Here is a 15,198-nt window from a genome sequence, read left to right as displayed (position 1 = left end):
TTGATCCGTTTCATTCTCTCATCGCTCGGGGTGCTTTTCACTTTCGTCACCCTCGGGCTTGTCGGCGCCACGCTTCTGTTGGGCGGGGTGTTCTGGACCTATGCCCGCGACCTGCCGAACCACGACGATCTGGCCACCTATCAGCCCAAGACGATCAGCCGGATCTATTCCGGCGAAGGCCGTCTGATCGACGAATTCGCCGATGAACGGCGCCTGTTTGCGCCCGCCGAGGAAATCCCCGACCTGGTCAAGAACGCCTTCATCTCGGCCGAGGACAAGAATTTCTACAGCCACAAGGGGTTCGATGCCCGTGGCATCGTCGCAGCCGGGATCGAGGCGGTTCAGACACGGGGCGAGACGCTGCGCGGCGCCTCGACCATCACCCAGCAGGTGATGAAGAATTTCCTGTTGGGTGGCGAGCGGACGGGCGAGCGCAAGATCAAGGAACTGATCCTTGCCGTGCGGATCGAGGAGACGCTGTCCAAGGACCGGATCCTCGAACTCTATCTCAACGAGATCTTCCTCGGCCAGAACTCCTATGGCGTGGCGGCCGCGGCGCAGACCTATTTCAACAAGACCCTGGCCGAACTTGCCCCCGAAGAGGCCGCGTATCTGGCCGCGCTGCCCAAGGCGCCCTCGACCTATCATCCGGTGCGCGCCTATGACCGCGCCATCGAGCGGCGCGATTATGTCCTGCGCCAGATGCTCGAGAACGGCCATCTGGATCCCGCGGCCTATGAGGCAGCCAAGACTCAACCGCTCAGGACCGTGCAGAACGGCGATTACCCGCCCTTCGCCGCCAGCCTGCCCGAACGCGACTATTTCACCGACGAGATCCGACGCCAGCTTTCGGGCAATTTCGGCGAGGCCGAGTTCTTCGGCGGCGGTCTGTCGATCCGCGCCACGCTCGACCCCGAACTGCAACTCGAAGCCGCCCACGCCCTGCGGCGCGCGCTGGAGGAGTTCGACCGCGGGCAAGGGCGCTGGCGCGGCAGCGGCCAGAAGATCGACCCTGCCGCCCTGGCCGACGAGACCGCCTGGCGTGCCGCGCTGGCCCAGACCGAGATCGCGCGCGACATCGACCTCGTCAGCCCCTGGCTGCCCGCGGTGGTGCTGGCGGTCGAGGAACAGCGGCTGGTGATCGGCATCGAGAGCGTCGATGGCACGGCCGAGGTGCCGCGCGCAGATACATCCTGGTTCCGCGGCGACCTGCGCCAGAATTTCACCCCCGGCGACGTCGTCCATGTCCGTCGGATGGTATCGGATTCCGATGGCAGCTTCATCCGCTGGACGCTGCGCCAGGTGCCCGAGGTGCAGGGCGGCTTCGTCGCGATGGATGTGAACACCGGCCGCGTTCTGGCGATGCAGGGCGGCTTTTCCTATCGGGATTCGGTCTTCAATCGCGCCACCCAGGCCACGCGCCAGCCCGGTTCGGCCTTCAAGCCCTTCGTCTTTGCCGCGGCGCTGGACAGCGGGTTCACGCCCGCGACCATCGTGATCGACGCGCCGATCGAGGTGGACACGGGCGCTGGGGTCTGGCGGCCCAAGAACGCCTCGAACCGGTTCTACGGCCCGACGCCCTTGCGCACCGGCATCGAACGCTCGCGCAACCTGATGACCGTGCGTCTGGCCAGGGAGATCGGCATGGACACGGTCGCGACCTATGCCGAACGCTTCGGCGTCTATGACCGGCTGGAACCCTTCCTCGCCAATTCGCTGGGCAGCCAGGAAACCACGCTTTACCGGATGGTGGCGGCCTATGCGATGTTCGCCAATGGCGGCGAGCGGGTCGAACCCACGCTGGTCGACCGGGTGCAGGATCGCTGGGGCAAGACCATCTACCGCCACGACACCCGCAGTTGCACCGATTGCGACGACCCGGCCCTTGCGCCGGGCAAGGCGCCGACCATCGTCAGCAACCGCGAGCGGGTGATGAACGCGATCACCGCCTATCAGCTCACCTCGATGATGCAGGGTGTCGTGGAACGCGGCACGGCCGCGGGCCGGATCAATCTGGGCGTGCCGACTGCGGGCAAGACCGGCACGACCAACGACGCGCGCGACGTCTGGTTCGTGGGCTTCACCTCGAACATCGTGGCGGGCTGCTACATGGGCTATGACCGCCCGCGCAGCCTTGGCGCGCGGGCGGCAGGCGGCACGCTTTGCGCGCCGGTCTTCAACGAGTTCATGAAAAAGGCGACGGCGAAATATGGCGGCGGGCCGTTCAAGGTGCCGCCGGGCGGCCGCTTCATCAAGATCGACCGCTATTCCGGCGGCCGCCTGCCCGATGATGCCAGCGGCGAGCATGTGGTGGCCGAGTATTTCCGCATGGGCGAGGAGCCGATCTTCGGCATCGGCGCGATGGTGGATGGCGGCTTCGCGATGGGATCGGACCTGCCGCTTTTCGGCCGCGGCGAGGGCGACGTTGACCCCGCAGGCCCCCCGCGCGAGGTCACGACCTCGACGGGCCGCAAGGCGGTGGTCGGGCCCAAGGCGAATTTCGGCACGATTTCCTCGGGCGGGCTTTACTGAGGGCGGCCCGCTTGCCCGGACGTGCTGGCCGGGCTATGACCCCCATCTGAAACCGTCGGACAAGACCTTGAAGGGGCACGGATGCCATGCGTGCAGAGGCGCAGAATACCGTCGCGGAGATCCGCAAGTCGCTGAAGCTGCTGGCCCAGCGGCTTGACTGGGACACGGCCGAGCACCGGTTGGAAGAATTCGATGCGATGTCCGAGGACCCGGACCTGTGGAACGATCCCGAGCGCGCGCAGAAACTGATGCGCGAGCGTCAGGCGCTTGCAGATGCCATCGAGACCTACAAGGGAATTTCCCGCGAGCTTGACGACAATATCGAGCTGATCGAACTGGGCGAGGCCGAGGACGACAAGGACGTGGTGACCGAGGCCGAGGCGGCGCTGAAGGCGCTGCGCGAGAAGGCCGCCCAGAAAGAGCTGGAGGCGCTGCTCGATGGCGAGGCGGATGCCAACGACACCTTCCTTGAAATCAACGCGGGCGCAGGCGGCACCGAGAGCTGCGACTGGGCGAACATGCTGGCGCGGATGTATGTCCGTTGGGCCGAGGCGCATGGCTACAAGGTCGAGTTGCAGGCCGAGAACCCGGGCGAAGAGGCGGGTATCAAGTCCGCGACCTACAAGATTTCGGGTCACAACGCCTATGGCTGGCTGAAATCGGAATCGGGCGTTCACCGGCTGGTGCGCATCTCGCCCTATGACAGCGCGGCGCGGCGGCACACCTCGTTCAGCTCGGTCTGGGTCTATCCGGTGGTCGACGACAATATCGAGATCGAGGTGAACCCGGCCGATATCCGGGTCGATACCTACCGATCGTCGGGGGCGGGCGGTCAGCACGTCAACACCACCGACTCGGCGGTGCGGATGACTCATATCCCCACCGGCATCGTTGTGACGAGTTCCGAGAAATCCCAGCACCAGAACCGCGACATCGCCATGAAGGCGTTGAAATCGCGGCTGTACCAAATGGAACTGGACCGCCGGAACGCCGAGATCACCGCCCAGCACGAGGCCAAGGGCGAGGCCGGCTGGGGCAACCAGATCCGGTCCTATGTCCTGCAGCCCTACCAGATGGTCAAGGACCTGCGCACCGGGGTCGAGACCTCGGACACCGCGGGCGTGCTGGACGGCGATCTGGACCAGTTCATGGCGGCGACGCTGGCCCTCAAGGTCGCGGGCAAGAGCCGCGCCGAGGCCCAGGCCGAAGGCTGAGCCCGAGCGGCCTCAGCGCAGATCCTCGGGCGCGCGTCCGGGGTGCGAGCGATAGGCGGGAAGGGTCCAGCCGAAGGCAAGCGCGCCGCCGCGAACGCAAAGCGCCAGCAGGAAGGCGCCACCCGCCGCCATCGGCAACCCGATGTCCAGCGCACGCAGCGCCACATAGGCCAGCGCGCCGGTCAGCGCGGCCGCGACATAGATTTCCTGTCGCATCAGCACCGAAGGTTCGCGGGCCAGTACATCCCGCAGGATGCCGCCGAAGGTTCCGGTCAGCATTCCCATGGCGATGGCAACCGTCGCCGATCCGGTGACAAGAAGCCCCTTGTAGGCGCCGAAGACGCCATAGGCGGCAAGCGCGACCGCGTCGAGCCACAGCAGCAGGCGATAACGCGATTCCAGCAGATGCGCGGTGAAGTTGACCAGAACGGCGGTCGCGGCGCAGACGACAAGGTAGAGATGCTGTTGCACCCAGAAGACCGGCACGCCCAGAACCAGATCGCGCAAGGTGCCCCCGCCGATGCCGGTGACCGCGCCCAGAAACAGGAAGCCGATGATATCAAGCTGCTTGCGCGAGGCCGCCAGCGCACCGGTTGCGGCGAAAAGTGCAACGCCTGCGTAATCCAGGATGTCGACCGGATTCATGGATGGGTCTCCCTGTTCTTGGGGCTGTCCGATGGTCGGGAGCCTGCGGGACCGAGGCAACGGCCGGCCTTGTCCGCTTCGCGAAAACCGGGCCGGGGCGCGCGGGGCCTCTGACGCGGGCAATCCCACCGGTCACGCAAAAGGGCCCCCTGCCGTTGCCGGCGCGGGGCCCTTCCTCCTCCTCCCTGAGGATCGTCGGGCTCAGCCCTTGGGCTGGCCGGTCTCGCTGGGTGCGCGCGCAACCGCCGCGCCGTCGCCCAGAACATGCGTGGCCTTCGCCCCGCCGCCGCGCTGGCCGACATTGAGCGGGTCGTCCTGACGCTGGACCGAGCCCTCGAAATGCGCGCCGCTCTCGATCGCGATGGTCTTGTGGATGATGTCGCCCTCGACCCGCGCGGTCGAGGTCAGCCGCACCTTCAGACCGCGCACCCGGCCGATCACCCGGCCGTTGATGACCACGTCATCGGCCATCACCTCGCCCCGGATCGTGGCATTTTCGCCCACGGTCAGCAGATGCGCATGGATGTCGCCGTCGATCGTTCCTTCGACCTGAATGTCGCCCGACGTCTTGAGATTGCCCGTCACCACGAGGTCCGAGGACAGCATCGAAGCGGGCGGCTTGGCCTTGGGCGCGGCCGGAACGGGGCTGTCGGAACCGGGGCGCGGGAACCCGGGCTCGGGCAGCTTCGATTTTTCCGGTTCGCCGGCCTTCGGGCCGGGCTCGTTGATCCTGCTTTTAGAAAACATCTCTGGCTGCCTTGATGTAGGTCATGGGGTTGACGGGCTTCCCGTCGACGCGCACCTCATAGTGCAGATGCGTCCCTGTCGACTGTCCGGTACTTCCCATATCACCTATCAGGTCCCCGCGCGAGACCCTTTGACCCTCGTTGACCCGTATCTTGGACATGTGGGCGTAGCGGGTTTCCAGCCCGAAATCGTGCCGGATCGTCACCAGGCGGCCATAACCCGACTGCCATCCCGCCTTGACGACGACGCCATCGGCGGTGGCGTGGATCGGCGTGCCGTGCGAGGACGCGAAATCCACGCCCTCATGCATGCTGCGTGCGCCCGTGATCGGGTGGCGCCGCTCGCCGAACGGGCTGGTGAAGCGGTAGGCGGATTTCACAGGCTGGGCAAAGGGCAGCTTCTCGGCGGCGATGCGGTAGAGGTTCAGTTCGTCCATCTTGTGGAGCAGGGACTGGGCGCGCAGCTCGTCGGCGGAGGGCGTATAATCGCCCTTGGTCGAGGCAGAGATCTGCACCAGCGGACCGCCCACCCCGCCATAGCCCTGGCGCACCCGGTCGATCAGCCGATCGGGCGAGAGGCCCGCGGATTTGAACATCTTTTCAAGCGGAACGACCGAAACGGTCAGCGCTTCTTCCAGCGAGGAGAAGATCTGGTCGTTCCGTTCCGCGACCAGGTCATGCTCGTAGGCCAGCGCCTCGGCCAGTTCCAGCGCGGCAGAGGCGTTGGCGGCGGCGGTGTCGCGCGCGCCTGCGGTTTCTTCCAGCGCGCCGGTCAGGAAGGCAAGGATCTCCTGCACATCTGCTGCGCGCGGACCCTCGGCCATCTCTCCGCCGGGCTCGCCGGCAAGCGTGGCGGCCAGTTCCCGGGTGCGGGCGCGGGCGGCGTCGCGCTCGGCCGCGGTCTTGCGCAGGCCCTTTTGCAGCACGTCCATGCCGGTTTCCAGCTCGCGGTTGCGTTCTTCCGAGGACAGCAACTCGGATTGCATCCGCGACACCTCGCCCATGGCCATCTCGAAGCGTTCGCGCGCGGCGGCGGCTTCGCTGGCGGCCTGGTCGCGCTCGGCCGCCAGCGCGTTGATCCGCTCGTCATAAAGGGCCTGCTCGCGCTTGGCCTGGTCGCGCAGGTTGCCCGCGCCGACCTGGTCCATCAGCACGATCGCCGTGGACAGCATCGCCCAGGCCATCACGGTGGCCCCGCCCGCCAGACCCAGAAGCTGGGTCCTCGGTGAGAGACGCAGGAAACGCGTGCTGTGGTCGGTGCGCAGAAAGAGTCTCTGTTCGGGAAGATAGCGCCCAAGCGCCATGTCGATGCGGTGGAGGAAACGCCCCGTCAATGCCTGCACCTCAGCTGCTTATCTTGCTTAGTCGGGAGCAGCGGAACGGCTCCGGACGCCCCGTCACTAACCACAGCATCGCTCTGCCGCAAATTTTTTCTGCTTTTTCTCAAGGGGTCGGCGGCATTCTGGCGGGAATCCGCCGATTTCCGCATCCGATCCGCGGAACACCGCCGGTCGTGTTCCACCGCTGGCATGGCGTCGGCTGCGGATACCGTCGGGTTGGCCAGCGCGCGCGCTCAGAGGGCGCGCACCGCCTCCAGAACCTCTTCGGCATGGCCCGGCACCTTCACCTTGTGCCAGGCCCGCGCGACCGTGCCCGACCCGTCGATCAGGAAGGTGGATCGTTCGATGCCGAAGTATTTCTTGCCATACATCGACTTCTCGACCCAGACGCCGTAGCGCTCGCAGACATCGCTGCCTTCGTCGGAAAGAAGCGGCACGCTGAGTTCGTGCTTGCAGCGGAACTTGCCGTGTTTTTCGACGCTGTCCTTGGAAATGCCGAAGACCCTTGCACCCGCCGCCTCGAACTCGGCCAGCAGTCCCGAGAAGGCGATGGCTTCCTTCGTGCATCCCGACGTGTCATCCTTGGGATAGAAATAGAGAACCACGGGGGCAGGGCGCAGCGCCGAAAGCGTGACATCCGCGCCCCCGTCCTGAGGCAGGGTGAAATCGGGCGCGGTCTGGCCGGAGTCGATCATGGGTCTGTCGGTCCTTCGGGTTCGCGGCCCTTCGGTCGAGGGCCTTCGGGTTGGCGGGCAGGCGCCTTGGGTATAGCGCAACGCGTCAGACAATAGGCGCTGCGCGCAGGCAGGCAAGCGGGAGATCCTTCGCCGCGCAGATGCGGGGCGGGCTGTCGGGATGAGCGGTAAAGAGCCGGAGACCAGCACCGAAGCGCGTGTGATCGAGCCGCACCAGCGGTTCGGCATCTGGTTGCTGTTGAGTCTCGGGATGCTGATGGGTCTGGGCGGGCTGGCCGGACTGGCGCTGACCGGGCGCATGGTCGATCTGCCCGGCTGGGCCACGGCACGGATCGAGGCGCGGCTGAACAGCCAGTTCGCGCCCGCCGAGATGCGGATCGGCGGGGTGGGGGTGATGTTCTCGCGCAAGGCGGTCCCTTCGGTGCGGTTCCGCGATGTCGTGGTGCTCGACGGGGCGGGGCGGGATGTCGCCGCGCTGCCGGTGATCAGGGCGACGATCTCTGCGGCGGGGCTGGCCTCGGGACGGCTCGAACTGACGCATGTGGCGCTTGACGGGGCGGAGCTGACGCTGCGGCGTGCGCCCAATGGTCGGCTCGACCTGGCGCTGGGGCGCACGGGCGCACCGGTCAGCGCCGCGGCGAGCCTGGGAGAACTGCTCGACGAGATCGACCGCGGACTCTCGGCGCCGGGGCTTGTTGCAATCGAGGCGGTCAGTGTCGAGGGGCTGGGCCTGACCTTCGAGGACGCCCGCGCAGGTCGGACATGGATTGTCGAGAACGGGCTGATGACGCTTGACCAGGATGCGGACGAGGTCGCGATCCGGGCCTTCTTCTCGCTCCGGGGGCAGGCCGAGTTACCCGCCGAACTGGCCTTCGATTTCGTCTCTCGCAAGGGAAGCCCCGCCACGAGCTTCGCAGCGACCTTCTCGGACGTGCCCTCAGCCGATATCGCGACGCAATCGCCCGCCCTGGCCGCGCTGGCGGTGATCGACGCGCCGATTTCCGGCGCAATCCGCACCGAGGTCTTTGCCGATGGCAGTCTCGGCCCCCTGGCCGCGGCGCTTGAGATCGGCGCGGGCGCGCTGCGGCCCGCGGGGGGCGCGCCGCCCATCGGCTTTGCCTCGGGGCGGTCGGCCTTTACCTACGACCCCGAGGCGGGACGTCTGAATTTCGACCGCATCGCGGTCGATACCGCGATCCTGCGGCTGAGTGCCGAGGGCCATGCCTATCTGCGCGACATGGAGGGTGGCTGGCCCGAGACGCTGGTTGCCCAGCTCGCCTTTCGCGAGGTCGCGCTTGACCCTGATGGGGTGTTCGAGACGCCCGCGATCCTGACCGGTGGCGCGCTGGACCTCCAGCTTCGGCTTTTCCCGTTCGCTGCGACGCTGGGTCAGGTCGTGCTGCTGGACGAGGGGCGCAGCTATCGCGGCCGGGGCCGCGTGCGCGCGCTGCCCGAGGGCTGGGATGTCGCGGTGGATGTCACCATCCCCGAGATCGACCGTCAGCGGCTCCTGTCGCTCTGGCCGCTGAATCTGGCGCCGAACACGAGGGGCTGGATCGAGGCCAATGTTCTGGCTGGCATTGTCCATGACGGTCGCGCCGCGCTGCGCCGCCCGCCCGCTGGGCCTTTGCGTGTGTCGCTGACCCATGCCATCCGCGATGCAGAGGTGCAGGTTCTGGACGGGTTTCCCCCGATCCGGCAGGGTATCGGCCATGTCGTGATCGACAGCGACCGATTTGCCTTGTCGGTCGAGCGTGGCAGCGTTGCGACGCCCGAGGGCGAGGTGGACGTCGCGGGTTCGACCTTTCAGGTGCCCGACATGACCGCCGATGTGCCGCGGGCCGAGATCGTTCTGCGCACCCGCTCGACCATTCCCGCCGCGCTGTCGCTGATCGACCAGCCGCCGCTAGGCATCGCCAGCGCAGCCGGGATCGCGCCCGATCTTGCCACGGGCGAGGCGCTGATCGAGACCCGTCTAGACATGCCGGTGGCCGAGGGGCTGGCGGTCGAGGATATCGGCTGGCGTCTAGCGGGCGATCTGCGTGCGGTCGCCGCTGACGATCTGGTGCCCGGACGACGGTTCGAGGCCGACGCGCTGCGGCTGGAGGCCAGCCCGGCGATGATGGCGATCTCGGGCGCGGGGGCCCTGGACGGGGTGCCGCTGCGCGCGGCCTGGACGATGCCGGGCGGGCCGGGGAATGGCGGGGCATCGCGGGTCGAGGGCACGCTGGATCTGTCGGCCATCACAAACGCGACTTTCGGGATCGGCTTGCCCGAGGGAAGCCTTTCGGGGGTTGGGCGGGCAAGCTTCTCGCTCGATCTCGATCCCGATGCGGCGCCGCGGTTCACGCTGGACTCCGACCTTGTGGGGCTGCGGCTTGCCGTCCCGGAACTGGGTTGGTCCAAACCGGCGGGCAGCGCGGGGCGGCTGGACCTGGCCGGGCGGCTGGGCGAGGCGCCCGCAATCGATAGGCTGCTGCTCGAGGCGCCGGGGCTGTCGGTAACGGGGTCCATCGCGCTGAATGGCGAAGGCGGGCTGGAGGCCGCGCGGCTGTCGCGGGTGCGGCTGGGCGGCTGGTTCGATGCGCCTGTCGTGCTAAGCGGCCGGGGCGCGGGCCGTCCGCCTGCCATCGCGATCACGGGCGGCAGGGTCGATTTGCGCGCGCTGCCCTCGGGTGGAGGCCCGGCAGGGCGGCGGGGCAGCGGTGCGGTCGAGGTGGCGCTGGACCGCCTGATCGTCAGCGACGGCATTGTGCTGACCGGGCTGCGCGGGCGGCTGTCGGGGCAGGGCGGGCTGAACGGCCAGCTGTCCGGAACGGTCGAGGGCGGCGGCCCGGTCGTCGCGACGCTGGTGCCCGCCGAGGGCGGCACCGCGGTCCGGGTGCGGTCGGACGATGCGGGCGCGGCGCTGCGGGGTGCGGGCATCTACAGGCGCGCGCATGGCGGCAGGCTCGATCTGGTCTTGCAGCCGCGGGGAGATGAGGGGCATTACTCTGGACAGCTTAGGATCGACGGCCTGCGCGTGCGCGGCACGCCGGTTCTGGCGGAATTGCTGTCGGCGATCTCGGTCGTGGGGCTGGTCGAGTTGCTGAATGGCGATGGGTTGATGTTCTCGACTGTCGAGGCGCAGTTCCGGCTGATGCCGGGTGCGGTGGAAATCCGCCGGGCCAGCGCGGTCGGTCCGTCACTGGGCATCTCGATGGCCGGGGTCTATGGCACGCGCGAGGGGCGCATCGACATGCAGGGCGTGATCTCGCCGGTCTACATGCTGAATTCCATCGGCTCGGTGCTGACCCGCCGCGGCGAGGGGTTGTTCGGCTTCAACTATCGCCTTTCGGGGGCGGCCGAGGCCCCGACGGTGCGCGTCAACCCGCTGTCGATCCTGACCCCGGGGATGTTCCGCGAGATATTCCGCAGTCCGCCGCCGCGCGCCCGGCAGGAGGCGGGGCAATGAAGCTGTCGGATTTCGATTTCGACCTGCCCGAGGCGCTGATCGCGACCCGGCCCGCGCGGCCGCGATCCTCTGCGTGTCTGCTGGTGGCCGAGGGCGACAGGCTGCGCGATCTGCATGTGCGCGACCTGCCCGACCTGTTGCAGCCCGGCGATCGGCTGGTGCTGAACGATACCCGCGTGATCCCCGCCCGGTTGACCGGGTTGCGCCGGCGCGAGACGGCGCAGGGGCCGGTCGAGGCGCGCATCGAGGTGACGCTGATGGAGCCCGCGCCCGGCGGGTACTGGCGGGCGATGGCGCGACCGTTGAAGAAGCTGAAACCGGGCGACAGGGTGATCTTTTCGGACCGCCTGAGCGCGCTGGTGGTCGCGAAGGGCGACGAGGACGCGGTGCTGGACTTCGACCTTGCGGGCGAGGCCTTCGACGCGGCACTGGCCGAGGCGGGCGCCATGCCCCTGCCGCCCTACATCGCCGCGAAGCGCCCCGCCGACGCGCAGGACCGCGAGGATTACCAGACCGTCTGGGCCGCCCGTCCCGGCGCCGTGGCTGCCCCCACCGCATCGCTGCATTTCGACCAGCCGCTGCTGGCCGCGCTGGCCGCGAGGGGCGTGGCGTTTACCCATGTGACGCTGCATGTCGGCGCGGGCACCTTCCTGCCGGTCAAGACCGATGATGTCTCGGCGCACCGGATGCATGCCGAATGGGGCGAGGTGACCGAAGCGGCGGCCGCCGAGATCAACGCCACCCGCGCGGCGGGCGGACGGATCATTCCCGTGGGCACCACCGCGCTGCGGCTGATCGAAAGCGCCGCGGACGAGGCGGGCCGTCTGCACCCCTGGGTGGGCGAGACCGATATCTTCATCCGGCCGGGCTACCGGTTTCGGATCGCGGATGCGCTGATGACCAACTTTCACCTGCCGCGCTCGACGCTGATGATGCTGGTCTCGGCGCTGATGGGAACGGACCGGATCCGGCAGATCTACACCCATGCGGTGAATTCGGGTTACCGCTTCTTCTCCTACGGCGATGCCTCGCTCTTGATCCCGGGGCCGCAAGCGGTCAGGCAGGGGTCGCAGACGGGCATCTGAGTCGCGTCGAACTCCCCTAGTCACGGGCCAGTCACGCGAAAGGACGGTGCGCATGTTTCAGGTCTTGGCCAGTTCCTGGGCGCTGCTTCTGGGCATGCTGCTGCTGATGGTCGGCAACGGCATCCAGGGCACGCTTCTGGGCATCCGCGGCGGGATCGAGGGGTTTTCCACCTTCGAGATGTCGATCGTGATGTCGGCCTATTTCGTGGGTTTCCTGGGCGGCTCGCGACTGGCGCCGGGGCTGATCCGGCGGGTCGGCCATATCCGGGTCTTCGCGGCGCTCGCCTCGCTGATCTCGGCCATCCTGATCCTTTACCCGGCGCTGGCCGATCCCATCGCCTGGACCATCGGCCGGGTGCTGATCGGGTTCTGCTTCTCGGCGGTCTATGTCACTGCGGAAAGCTGGCTGAACAACGCCGCCACGAACGAGACCCGCGGCAAGTCGCTGTCGCTTTACATGATCACCCAGATGGCGGGCATCGTCAGTGCGCAGGGGCTGATCCTGACCGCGGATCCGGCGGGGTTCATCCTGTTCATCATCCCCTCGGTGCTGGTGTCGATCTCGTTCGCGCCGATCCTGCTGTCGGTCAGTCCCACCCCAGCCTTCGAGACCGCCAAGCCGATGTCGCTGCGCAGGCTGGTGCAGATCTCGCCCACCGGGGCGGTCGGCATCTTCCTGATGGGGGGCGTCTATTCGGCGCTGTTCGGGATGGCCTCGGTCTATGGCACCAGCGCGGGGTTGAGCGTGGCCGAGATCTCGGGATTCATCGCCACGATCTATATCGGGGGGCTTCTGCTGCAATACCCGATCGGCTGGCTGTCGGACCGGATGGACCGGCGCACGCTGATCCTGGGCTCGGCGGCGATCGGCGGCGTGGCGGCGGGTGTCGCGATGGCGCTGGGGGGCAGCTTCGCCGCGCTCCTGGTGGCGGCCTTCGTGATCGGAGGGATGTCGAACCCGCTTTATGCGCTGCTGATCGCCTATACCAACGACTATCTGGAACGCGACGACATGGCCGCGGCCTCGGGGGGGTTGCTGTTCATCAACGGGGTAGGCGCGATCATCGGGCCGTTGCTGACCGGCTGGATGATGGGGCTGATCGGGCCGCAGGGCTTTTTCCTGTTCATCACGGTGCTGATGCTGTCGCTGGCGGTCTTCACCGGCTTCCGGATGACCCAGCGCGCGCCCGTTCCCGTGGACGAGACGGGGTCTTATGCGCCGGTTCTGCCAACCGCATCGCCGGTCGCCGTCGAGGTCGCGGGCGAGGTTGCCATGGAGGCCCAGCAGGACGAGTCTCAGGCGCGCGGCGATGAGCCCGCGGGACGGCCCTGACGGCTTGCGTGCAGGGTCTTAATCTGAAACGATCCCTTGACCGCAAGGGCAGGCACGAAGGGCAGCAGGAGTAGTGGAATGGCGCGCCGCGAGGAGATCATCGAGTTCTGGCTGAACGAGGTCGGCCCCGATGGCTGGTACAAGGCCGATCCGGAGGTCGATGCGGCGATCACCGGACGGTTCAAGCCCGACTGGGAGGCCGCCCATGCGGGCGCTCTGCATGACTGGCCGACCAACCCCTCCGGGGCGCTGGCCTTCCTGATCCTGACCGACCAGTTCCCGCGCAACATGTTCCGGGGCGACTGGCGCGCCTTCGCCACGGACGCACTGGCCCGGGCGGCGTCGAAACAGGCGATCGACCTGAATTTCGACACCCGCTGCCCCGAGCCCGAGCGGCAGTTCTTCTACATGCCGCTGATGCATTCGGAATGCCTGATGGATCAGGACCGCTGCGTGCGGATGATGCTGACGCGGATGCCCCAGACCGGCGCAGATAACCTGTTGCATGCCAAGGCGCATCGTGAACTGATCCGCAAGTTCGGCCGCTTTCCCTTCCGCAACGAGGCGCTGCATCGCGGTTCCTCCCCCGAGGAAATCGCCTTCCTTGACGGCGGCGGCTATGCCGCCTGCGTGGAGCAGTTGCGCGGCGCCGGCTGAGGGCGGGCAGGGCGGGACCGTCGGACAGGGGGGAAGGGATGACCGCGCGGAATTTCGACATGATCGTGATCGGCGCGGGGCCGGGGGGCTATGTCGCCGCGATCCGTGGTGCGCAACTGGGCCTGAACGTCTGCGTGGTCGAACGCGAACATCTGGGCGGCATCTGCCTGAACTGGGGCTGCATCCCGACAAAGGCGATGCTGCGCTCGGCCGAGGTCTTTCACCTGATGCACCGGGCCAAGGAATTCGGGCTGACGGCCGATGGCATCGGCTATGATCTTGATGCGGTGGTGAGGCGCTCGCGCGGGGTGGCAAAGCAGTTGGCCTCGGGCGTCGGCCACCTGCTGAAGAAGAACAAGGTCACAGTGGTGATGGGCGAGGCGACGCTGCCCGGACCGGGCAGGGTGTCCGTCACGACCGACAAGGGCAGCGAGGATCTGGCCGCGCCCGCCATCGTGCTGGCCACCGGCGCGCGGGCGCGCGAACTGCCGGGGCTGGAGGCGGATGGCAAACGGGTCTGGAGCTACCGCCACGCGCTGGTGCCGCCGCATATGCCGAGGAAGCTGCTGGTCATCGGCTCGGGTGCAATCGGCATCGAATTCGCCAGTTTCTTCAACACGCTGGGCGCCGAGACGACCGTGGTCGAGGTGATGGAGCGTATCCTGCCGGTCGAGGATGCCGAGATCTCGGGTTTTGCCAAGAGGCAGTTCCAGAAGCAGGGGATGACGATCCTCGAAGGCGCCAGCGTCCGCCAACTCGACCGCGAGGCCGACAGCGTGACCGCCCATGTCGAACAGGGCGGCAAGACCGAGAAGATCGAGGTCGACACGGTGATCTCGGCGGTCGGTATCGTCGGCAATGTCGAGGGGTTGGGGCTGGAGGAATTGGGGGTCACGGTCGACCGCACCCATGTCGTGACCGACGAATACTGTCGCACCGGCGTCGAGGGGCTTTATGCGATCGGCGACGTGGCCGGCCCGCCCTGGCTTGCGCACAAGGCCAGCCATGAGGGCGTGATGGTGGCGGAACTGATCGCGGGCGGTCACCCGCACCCGATCCGGCCGGGCTCGATCGCGGGCTGCACCTATTGCCACCCGCAGGTGGCCAGCGTCGGGCTGACCGAGGCGCGGGCAAAGGAAAAGGGCTACGAGGTCCGCGTGGGCCGCTTCCCCTTCATCGGCAATGGCAAGGCGATCGCGCTGGGCGAGCCCGAGGGGCTGGTCAAGACCGTCTTTGACGCGAAGACCGGCGAGCTTCTGGGCGCGCATATGGTGGGCGCCGAGGTGACCGAACTGATCCAGGGCTATGTCGTGGCGCGCGGTCTGGAAAGCACCGAGGCCGAGCTGATGCAGACGGTCTTTCCGCATCCGACTCTGTCCGAGATGATGCACGAGTCCGTGCTGGATGCCTGGGGCCGCGCGATACATTTCTGACCCACCCGCCGCGGAAAAAACGCGAGGGTCTCCGCTACGGCCCGCCGAAGCCATATTCGGAGCC

At 67.6% G+C, this 15,198-nt stretch carries 11 protein-coding genes; 7 read left to right on the top strand and 4 right to left on the bottom strand.

Annotated features, from left to right (window positions below; genetic code table 11):
• Both NHN26_RS04360 and prfB read left to right on the top strand, forming a co-directional pair.
• Positions 1–2,532 (top strand): penicillin-binding protein 1A, encoded by a 2,532-nt coding sequence (locus NHN26_RS04360; protein ID WP_253088298.1) that lies wholly within the window; start codon positions 1–3, stop codon positions 2,530–2,532.
• Between the two features lie 86 nt (positions 2,533–2,618).
• Entirely contained in the window at positions 2,619–3,746 is a 1,128-nt protein-coding gene (gene prfB / locus NHN26_RS04355; RefSeq protein ID WP_253088297.1) for a peptide chain release factor 2, read from the top strand.
• Positions 3,747–3,758: 12 nt separating this feature from the next.
• Here the strand turns inward: prfB and NHN26_RS04350 are convergent, their stop codons facing one another.
• The 4 genes from NHN26_RS04350 to NHN26_RS04335 all read right to left on the bottom strand — a co-directional run bounded on the left by NHN26_RS04350 (position 3,759) and on the right by NHN26_RS04335 (position 7,172).
• Positions 3,759–4,391 (bottom strand): trimeric intracellular cation channel family protein, encoded by a 633-nt coding sequence (locus tag NHN26_RS04350; RefSeq protein ID WP_253088296.1) that lies wholly within the window; start codon positions 4,389–4,391, stop codon positions 3,759–3,761.
• A gap of 201 nt (positions 4,392–4,592) precedes the next feature.
• Entirely contained in the window at positions 4,593–5,138 is a 546-nt protein-coding gene (locus tag NHN26_RS04345) for a bactofilin family protein (protein ID WP_253088295.1), read from the bottom strand.
• Positions 5,128–6,471 (bottom strand): DUF5930 domain-containing protein, encoded by a 1,344-nt coding sequence (locus NHN26_RS04340; protein WP_290442814.1) that lies wholly within the window; start codon positions 6,469–6,471, stop codon positions 5,128–5,130. The genes NHN26_RS04345 and NHN26_RS04340 overlap by 11 nt, the downstream gene beginning before the upstream one ends.
• 239 nt (positions 6,472–6,710) lie before the next feature.
• A complete protein-coding gene (locus NHN26_RS04335; RefSeq protein WP_253088293.1) occupies positions 6,711–7,172 on the bottom strand; it encodes a peroxiredoxin in 462 nt (153 codons plus the stop codon).
• A gap of 160 nt (positions 7,173–7,332) precedes the next feature.
• Between NHN26_RS04335 and NHN26_RS04330 the strand changes: the two genes are divergently transcribed.
• The 5 genes from NHN26_RS04330 (at position 7,333) to lpdA (ending at position 15,134) form a co-directional block, all read left to right on the top strand.
• Positions 7,333–10,626 carry a DUF3971 domain-containing protein gene (locus tag NHN26_RS04330; protein ID WP_253088292.1) on the top strand — a complete coding sequence of 1,098 codons (3,294 nt, stop codon included), beginning with the start codon at positions 7,333–7,335 and terminating at the stop codon, positions 10,624–10,626.
• Entirely contained in the window at positions 10,623–11,711 is a 1,089-nt protein-coding gene (gene queA / locus NHN26_RS04325; protein WP_253088291.1) for a tRNA preQ1(34) S-adenosylmethionine ribosyltransferase-isomerase QueA, read from the top strand. The genes NHN26_RS04330 and queA overlap by 4 nt, the downstream gene beginning before the upstream one ends.
• Positions 11,712–11,763: 52 nt before the next feature.
• Positions 11,764–13,044, top strand: coding sequence for an MFS transporter (locus tag NHN26_RS04320; RefSeq protein ID WP_253088290.1), 1,281 nt, complete (start codon positions 11,764–11,766; stop codon positions 13,042–13,044).
• Positions 13,045–13,122: 78 nt separating this feature from the next.
• Positions 13,123–13,701, top strand: coding sequence for a DUF924 family protein (locus tag NHN26_RS04315; RefSeq protein ID WP_253088289.1), 579 nt, complete (start codon positions 13,123–13,125; stop codon positions 13,699–13,701).
• A 38-nt stretch (positions 13,702–13,739) separates the two neighbouring features.
• On the top strand, positions 13,740–15,134 hold the full coding sequence (lpdA, locus tag NHN26_RS04310; protein ID WP_253088288.1) for a dihydrolipoyl dehydrogenase: 1,395 nt from the start codon (positions 13,740–13,742) through the stop codon (positions 15,132–15,134).
• Positions 15,135–15,198 lie beyond the last annotated feature (64 nt).

It is taken from the genome of Rhodovulum tesquicola, from assembly GCF_024128855.1.
Taxonomy (GTDB): Bacteria; Pseudomonadota; Alphaproteobacteria; order Rhodobacterales; family Rhodobacteraceae; genus Rhodovulum; species Rhodovulum tesquicola.
Note: the sequence above shows the minus strand (reverse complement) of the source record. Positions and strands in the feature narration are given on the sequence as shown.

Excerpts from the sequence above, each read along its gene's own strand:
- prfB (WP_253088297.1), top strand. The coding sequence starts at position 2,619 with ATGCGTGCAGAGGCGCAGAATACCGTCGCGGAGATCCGCAAGTCGCTG.
- NHN26_RS04350 (WP_253088296.1), bottom strand. The coding sequence starts at position 4,391 with ATGAATCCGGTCGACATCCTGGATTACGCAGGCGTTGCACTTTTCGCC.
- NHN26_RS04345 (WP_253088295.1), bottom strand. The coding sequence starts at position 5,138 with ATGTTTTCTAAAAGCAGGATCAACGAGCCCGGCCCGAAGGCCGGCGAA.
- NHN26_RS04335 (WP_253088293.1), bottom strand. The coding sequence starts at position 7,172 with ATGATCGACTCCGGCCAGACCGCGCCCGATTTCACCCTGCCTCAGGAC.
- NHN26_RS04330 (WP_253088292.1), top strand. The coding sequence starts at position 7,333 with ATGAGCGGTAAAGAGCCGGAGACCAGCACCGAAGCGCGTGTGATCGAG.
- queA (WP_253088291.1), top strand. The coding sequence starts at position 10,623 with ATGAAGCTGTCGGATTTCGATTTCGACCTGCCCGAGGCGCTGATCGCG.
- NHN26_RS04320 (WP_253088290.1), top strand. The coding sequence starts at position 11,764 with ATGTTTCAGGTCTTGGCCAGTTCCTGGGCGCTGCTTCTGGGCATGCTG.
- NHN26_RS04315 (WP_253088289.1), top strand. The coding sequence starts at position 13,123 with ATGGCGCGCCGCGAGGAGATCATCGAGTTCTGGCTGAACGAGGTCGGC.
- lpdA (WP_253088288.1), top strand. The coding sequence starts at position 13,740 with ATGACCGCGCGGAATTTCGACATGATCGTGATCGGCGCGGGGCCGGGG.